5 protein-coding genes are annotated in these 6,384 nt (G+C 41.4%); all 5 read left to right on the plus strand.

Annotated features, from left to right (window positions below; genetic code table 11):
- Positions 1-1,322: hypothetical protein (locus K1X82_14270; GenBank protein MBX7183273.1), on the plus strand; the 1,322-nt coding region annotated here is incomplete at its 5' end.
- Between the two features lie 43 nt (positions 1,323-1,365).
- Complete coding sequence (locus K1X82_14275) at positions 1,366-3,273, plus strand: LTA synthase family protein (protein ID MBX7183274.1); 1,908 nt, start codon at positions 1,366-1,368, stop codon at positions 3,271-3,273.
- A gap of 420 nt (positions 3,274-3,693) precedes the next feature.
- Entirely contained in the window at positions 3,694-5,043 is a 1,350-nt protein-coding gene (purB, locus tag K1X82_14280) for an adenylosuccinate lyase (protein ID MBX7183275.1), read from the plus strand.
- Positions 5,044-5,203: 160 nt separating this feature from the next.
- Positions 5,204-5,551, plus strand: coding sequence for a DUF3024 domain-containing protein (locus K1X82_14285; GenBank protein ID MBX7183276.1), 348 nt, complete (start codon positions 5,204-5,206; stop codon positions 5,549-5,551).
- A gap of 33 nt (positions 5,552-5,584) precedes the next feature.
- A complete protein-coding gene (locus K1X82_14290; protein ID MBX7183277.1) occupies positions 5,585-6,019 on the plus strand; it encodes a UPF0158 family protein in 435 nt (144 codons plus the stop codon).
- The last annotated feature ends 365 nt before the right edge of the window (positions 6,020-6,384 follow it).

Raw genomic sequence — 6,384 nt, forward strand, 5'->3', positions numbered from 1 at the left:
TCCTTTCAAGTAGCATAGGGTTTCTGCTAGGGTTGATCATTCTTGTCAAGGTTTCTATTGTTTGGCTTTTGCCTGCGTTTATGGCAGGAGTTTGGTATGCCCGTCCGGGAGAAGTAAAAATTCCCAGAGTAGCAGTTGTTCCTTTATGGCTTGTTCCGGCAGTATTGGTTGGGCTGTATTTTATAGGGTTCTATTGGCCATATCGGGAAAGCTTTGTGCAGCAAAGTCAATGGATGGCCTTAACCTTTCCCAACTTAACCGAAACCTTAAACCTTCGTCGAATAGCATTTTGGTTATTTCATTTTATACAAGTTCCGTTTTTTCAAAATCCTTCCATTTTTTTAGGATGCGGTTTGGTTCTGTTAAAATGGAAACAGGAAGGATGGAATCCTGGCGCTTACCTGGTTACCATTCTTGGTTTGGTAGTGCTTAATTTGCTGGGAGATGGCAGTGAGCGTAGACTGGTTTTCTTCTTGCTTCCCCTGGTATTGATTTTAGGACAGGCTCCGGCCTCCCACTTTAAACCGCTCCCGGCTTGGATGCGACTTATTCTCTTGGTTTTTATGGGTGGCAATGTCTATTATTTTTTGTTTGAACATGGAGAGCCGTGGAATTTTGGCGGGTTAACTACCCCGGTAACACTTGTGTTTTGTTTGGTTCTTTTTGCCGGTTTGGGGTTTAACCTGTTTCGCAAACGTAGGCTTTCCTCGACTGATTTGGTGGGACAATTTTTTACTATTTTCTATTTTGTTTTTTCTTTTTTATGGTGTTGGAGCTCCTTGCAGTCCTTTTTTCAGTCCTTCCCTCTACCTGTTTTTAATCCAAACCTTATCCCTTGTCTAGCTTTGGTTTGGGCCTTGGTGTTGGGTGGGGCTTGGTTTGGAAATCGAGTTTGGTTTAGGTATGTTTTTGGACTTTGCCTGGTTGTAGGGCTAGTGTTGCAGGGGTATTATCACTTCAACCCCGGTTACCACCGAAAATCGCTTGGGCAAAAACTTCGTCCTTTGTTGGAAAAACAGGTAGTGGCAGGGCCTAATTTGGCTTTTGGAATGCATGTGTATGGAAATTTTACCCCATTGTATCATTCGGATATAAGTCCGGGCTATGAATCCATTTACGTTCCTGAATGGAGGGTAGCCGATTTTTACCTGGAAGTCTATCCGGCTTTTGGCAAACCCCACGACCCATTGGTAGCTGTTTCTGAATTGGTGAATGTTGGAAAATCGGTTGAGGAGGTTTTTAGAGATAGTTTATACCACGGAGCCAATCGACAGGTTGTGGTAGTGTATGATCTTCGAACCCCGGCCCGTTGGGATAATTAGAAATAATAAAGGCTTGTTTCATCTGTAGACTTAATTTGGCAGCGTGGAAGTATTCTCCAAACTAGGCAAGTTTTTAGCCACTCACTTTTTAATTGCTTTGGCCGCAATGAGCCTGGGTCGTTTGGTGTTTTACCTTTGTAATTACTCCTACTTTTCGCAACTCCAATATCCGGAACTTGCTCAGGCTTTTCTGATAGGGCTACGTTTCGACACCTCGGCTATCTTTATTTACCTTAGCTTATTCTTTGTGTTGGCCTTTCTTCCAATAGTGCACCGAAACAAATTGGCCGGAAGAATTCATTTGATTTTGTTTTCTGGGATTCTTGGATTTATGACCCTGCTTAATTTAATTGATTCAGGTTATTACCAATTTGCTTATGCCCGTTCCACATTTGGATTATTCAAGTTTCTTCTGATTAGTGACGATGTGGCTCATTTTGGCCCTCACCTCTTGCTTGATTTTTGGTATTTGTTTGCAACCTGGTTTGGCATGCTTTGGTTAATTATAAGAATTTCCAAAAGGGCTCAAATCACTCATTTGCCGGCCTTTCAGAATTGGAAAAACTATGTAGCCTGGGCACTTTGTTTCGTTTTGTTTTCCGGTTTATTGGTAGTTGGAGTAAGGGGTGGTTTTCAATACCAACCTTTAATTTTGATGGATGCAGGCTCTCAACGAATAGCGCCTTTAAGCCTGAACACACCCTATACGGTCATGTGGACGGTTGAAAAGCAAGAATTGAAGGACCCGGCTTATTTTAGTCCCTCCGTAGCACGGAATTATTTTTCAGCCCTTCACACCGGACAAGCAGAGTCTGCCGGCAAACCGCTGAATGTGGTGGTAATTGTCGTAGAAAGTCTTTCAAAAGAATTTGTGGGCTACTTGAATCCTCCGGTTACCTATACTCCATTTTTGGATTCTCTGTGTGAACATAGTTTGGTTTTTACCAGGGCATTTGCCAATGGACGAAGGTCGATTGAAGGAGTTCCGGCTATACTTAGCAGTTTGCCAACCATGCTCGACAAGGCAGTCATTATTTCCAATTACAGCGGCAACCGATTTACCAGCCTAGCCAATTTATTGGGTGAAAAGGGCTATACCTCCGCCTTTTTTCATGGAGCCAGAAACGGTAGCATGGCCTTTGATTCCTATTGCAAAAAAGTGGGCTTTCAATACTATTTTGGGTTGAATCAATATCCAAACCAATCCGACTTTGATGGCAGTTGGGGTATTTTTGATGAGCCTTATTTGCAATATGTCAACACCAAACTTTCGGGTTTCAAACAACCTTTTTTTGGAACGGTTTTCACCCTTTCATCTCACCATCCTTATGCCTTACCCAAGGGCTATGAAAGTTTGTTTCCGGAAGGAACCATGCCTATTCATAAAACCGTTCGTTACACCGATTTTGCCCTGAAGCAATTTTTTAAATCGGCCCGAAAAACCGATTGGTTTGCAAACACCTTATTTGTTATCACGGCCGATCATGCCACCACCTCCGACCATCCTTATTTTCAGAACCGGATAGGTTCTCTGAGTATTCCGGTTATTTTTTATTCGGAGGCTTTGAACTTGCAAGGGAAAAATGCAACTGTAATTTCTCAAACCGATATAATGCCCAGCATACTTAGTTTGCTAGACTATAATCAACCGTATGTGGCATTTGGGCAATCGGCTTTTGATACAAGTTCAGTACATTTCTCTGTTTCCAAAAACGATCATTTTTATCAAATCATTGAAGGAGAATACTTGTTGCAATTTAATGGAGAAGAAACCGTGGGATTTTACAATTTGAAGCTTGATAGTATGCTAACCAAAGATATTCAGCCTGAAAAAAGAGTCGAACAGAAAGTACTGGAAAACCATTTAAAAGCCTACATTCAAGAGTATAACCGCCGGCTTATACTAAACACCACAGAATGGAATCCGGGGTTGGAAAAAAACCAACCCTAGAAAATCCGGTATAATTTTGTATAATACCGAATGGACATTATGTTTAGTCCAATTTTATGTATTAATTTTTCTTGAGAAAATTGGACTAACACCGATTGCAATTCTGTAATAGACCAAATAGGCTAAGCCATAATTGGTCTAAACAGCTTTTGCATCGGCATTTACCAATGTTGCAAATGCCGAGGATAAAAATAAATGATTCCAGGAGGCCTAAGCGAACTGGAATCATATTATTTTTCCTCTCGGTATAATTTTCGAAATAGTTTGGGACTATTTCTCAAATAACATTGGTATAACATTCTGTATCCTCGGTATTTACCAATCTAAATTTATAAAAATCCTTTGGACTATTTATAAATTAAAATTGGTATAATTGGGTACAAACTGGGTTTCCTGAACTATTTTCGCATTTCGAAATCCATGAATTACAACACTCCCCTGTTTTGCATTTCCCCGGTTGACGGACGATACAGTCGTCAAACCCGCGAATTGTCGGCCTTTTTCTCCGAATTTGCTTTAATGAAATACCGGGTGAGGGTTGAAATGGAATATTTGCTGGCGCTTAGTGAGGAAAAGGGTTTAGGAATGGAGCCTATTCCGGAGCATAAGGCTTTAGCCTTGAGAGAGGTGTATCAGAACTTTTCAGAGGCTGATGCGCTTACAATCAAGGAAACAGAAAAAACAACCAACCACGATGTAAAGGCTGTAGAGTATTTTGTAAAGGATCGCCTGGAAAAATTGGGTTTGGGCCGGTTAAAGGAAATGGTTCATTTTGGTTTAACTTCTCAGGATGTAAACAATACTGCGATTCCGCTCAGCATGAAAGAAGCTTGTACCCAGGTTTACCTTCCTGCACTAGACAAACTAATTCAGGCCATTGAAACCAATGCTCATGATTGGATTTCGATAGCCATGTTGGCTCGTACCCACGGACAACCGGCATCGCCTACTAAGCTAGGCAAGGAAATGATGGTTTTTGTTGAGCGTCTGCAAGCCCAACGTAACCAGTTAATTCAGGTTCCTTATTCGGCTAAGTTTGGAGGAGCAACCGGGAATTTTAATGCCCATTCAGTGGCCTATCCTCAGGTAGATTGGGTTAATTTTTCCAACTATTTTGTCAATACTACCCTGGGTTTGAGCCGGTCTCAAACCACTACCCAAATTGAACATTACGACAATGTGGCCGCCTGGTGTCATGCGTTGGAACGTATCAACACCATATTAATAGATTTTTCCCGCGACATTTGGACTTACATTTCCATGGATTATTTCAAGCAGAAAATCAAGGAAGGTGAAGTGGGTTCGTCGGCAATGCCGCATAAAGTAAACCCGATTGATTTTGAAAATGCTGAGGGTAATTTGGGGATTTCCAATGCTTTGTTGGTGCATTTGGCCGCTAAGTTGCCAGTAAGTCGTTTGCAACGCGATTTGACCGATAGCACGGTGTTGCGTAACATAGGAATGCCGTTGGCTCATACTTTGATCGCTTTTAAGTCTTTGTTGAAAGGCATTGACAAGTTAATTGTAAACGAAGAAGCCATACAAGCCGATTTAGACGACAACTGGGCGGTGGTAGCCGAGGCCATACAAACCGTTTTGCGCAAAGAGGGAGTTCCCAACCCTTACGAGCAGCTCAAGCAACTGAGCCGAACCAATAAAAAACTGGGCCAAGCCGATTTCGAACAATTTATTGATAGCCTAAGCATCTCGGCAGAGCTCAAAGCTCAGTTAAAGGCAATAACTCCACAAAGGTATACGGGGGTGTTTTAAGGGGGTGTCGGAAGTCCTGAGTTTTCTGAATTTGAGCGGTTCTACAGCGATTTTCCATGCATTAGAATTTTAGTATAAAAAATGGACGGTATTTTTCATTTAACCCTTTTCAAGGAAAGATAGATTCCAATCATTATTTTGTGTTCAATTTCACCCTCCTATGTCCTTTTCATCAGACCATACTCTAACCATTATCGAAACCATGGAAAACTATATTTCCAGCGTAAGACCTTCGCCTGAAATAAGATCCAAGTTGGATCTGGGTTACGAAATCTTGGACCAATCGGTTATTCTTTTTGAAATACGCCCTAGATGGAGAAATCCGGATGAAATTATACATATTCCGTATGCCAAGGCCTCTTTTGTCAAAAGTAAAAATCTGTGGAAGGTTTATTGGATACGTGCAGATAGAAAGTGGTATCCCTATGATCCTAAATTAACTGTGAAGAAACTCCAGGATTTCCTAAATTTGGTCGATCAAGATAAATATCATGCATTTAAAGGCTAATTTGTAAATTTACCAAACTTTTTTACATTAACCATGCAACAGCCAACACCTGCACAATTAAAAGAAATCGCTGAGCAACTTTCTATGGGATTTAGAGCGTTTATGCACAAAGAGAAGGATGAATTCCTCTTTTTTCCGGATAGAATGCAATACATGGATGAAGACTTTAGCGCCTGGCAGCAAGAAATTGATAAGGTTGAAGAAAATCCTGACGATTACATAGAAATAGAAAAATGGACTTCCGAAGATGCCTTCAGAATAATGAGCGATTTTGCTGAAGAGGTAAAACAAATAGACTTAAAAAACAGACTTTTTCAGGCCTTAAATAATCGTAAACCATTTCGGGGGTTTCGATTTATTGTCGATAACCACGGTGATCTGCGTGAAGATTGGTTTGCTTTTCGGGATAAAAGACAACAAGAATTTGTAAGAAGGCAATTTTTTACGGATTTCGAAGAGCAGGATTAACAAGACCGAAGCCTTTTTGCAGTTGGAACCAAGATGAAGGTAGTAAGATGGGTTGACATGGTCGTTGGGAGGAGGGCATTAATTCTATTCACCCGGATGCTGTTATCCCCTCGGGCAACGATAGAGGCAAGTAGCCCACAGGACACCGACGGCGCTAGCCTAGGGGGACGAGGACTACAGCCGATAGCGTGACCCGAACGCCCATACCTATTACTGCCCGGGGTTGCATTAACCTTTTTTGGGCGGTAGGGGGCCCGCCAAATAAATAACTAAAAAAAACTGCCGAAAATCAGTTCCATTAATTTCATTAAATTTCCAATTCATTGTCTAATTTCGCCTCCCGAAAATTAATTCCACACATTCAT

It is taken from the genome of Bacteroidia bacterium, assembly GCA_019695265.1.
Classification (GTDB): domain Bacteria; phylum Bacteroidota; class Bacteroidia; order JAIBAJ01; family JAIBAJ01; genus JAIBAJ01.

What these genes read in the sequence shown, in the direction of transcription:
- K1X82_14285 (MBX7183276.1), top strand. Translation starts at nt 5,204, where the DNA reads ATGTCCTTTTCATCAGACCATACTCTAACCATTATCGAAACCATGGAA.
- purB (MBX7183275.1), top strand. Translation starts at nt 3,694, where the DNA reads ATGAATTACAACACTCCCCTGTTTTGCATTTCCCCGGTTGACGGACGA.
- K1X82_14290 (MBX7183277.1), top strand. Translation starts at nt 5,585, where the DNA reads ATGCAACAGCCAACACCTGCACAATTAAAAGAAATCGCTGAGCAACTT.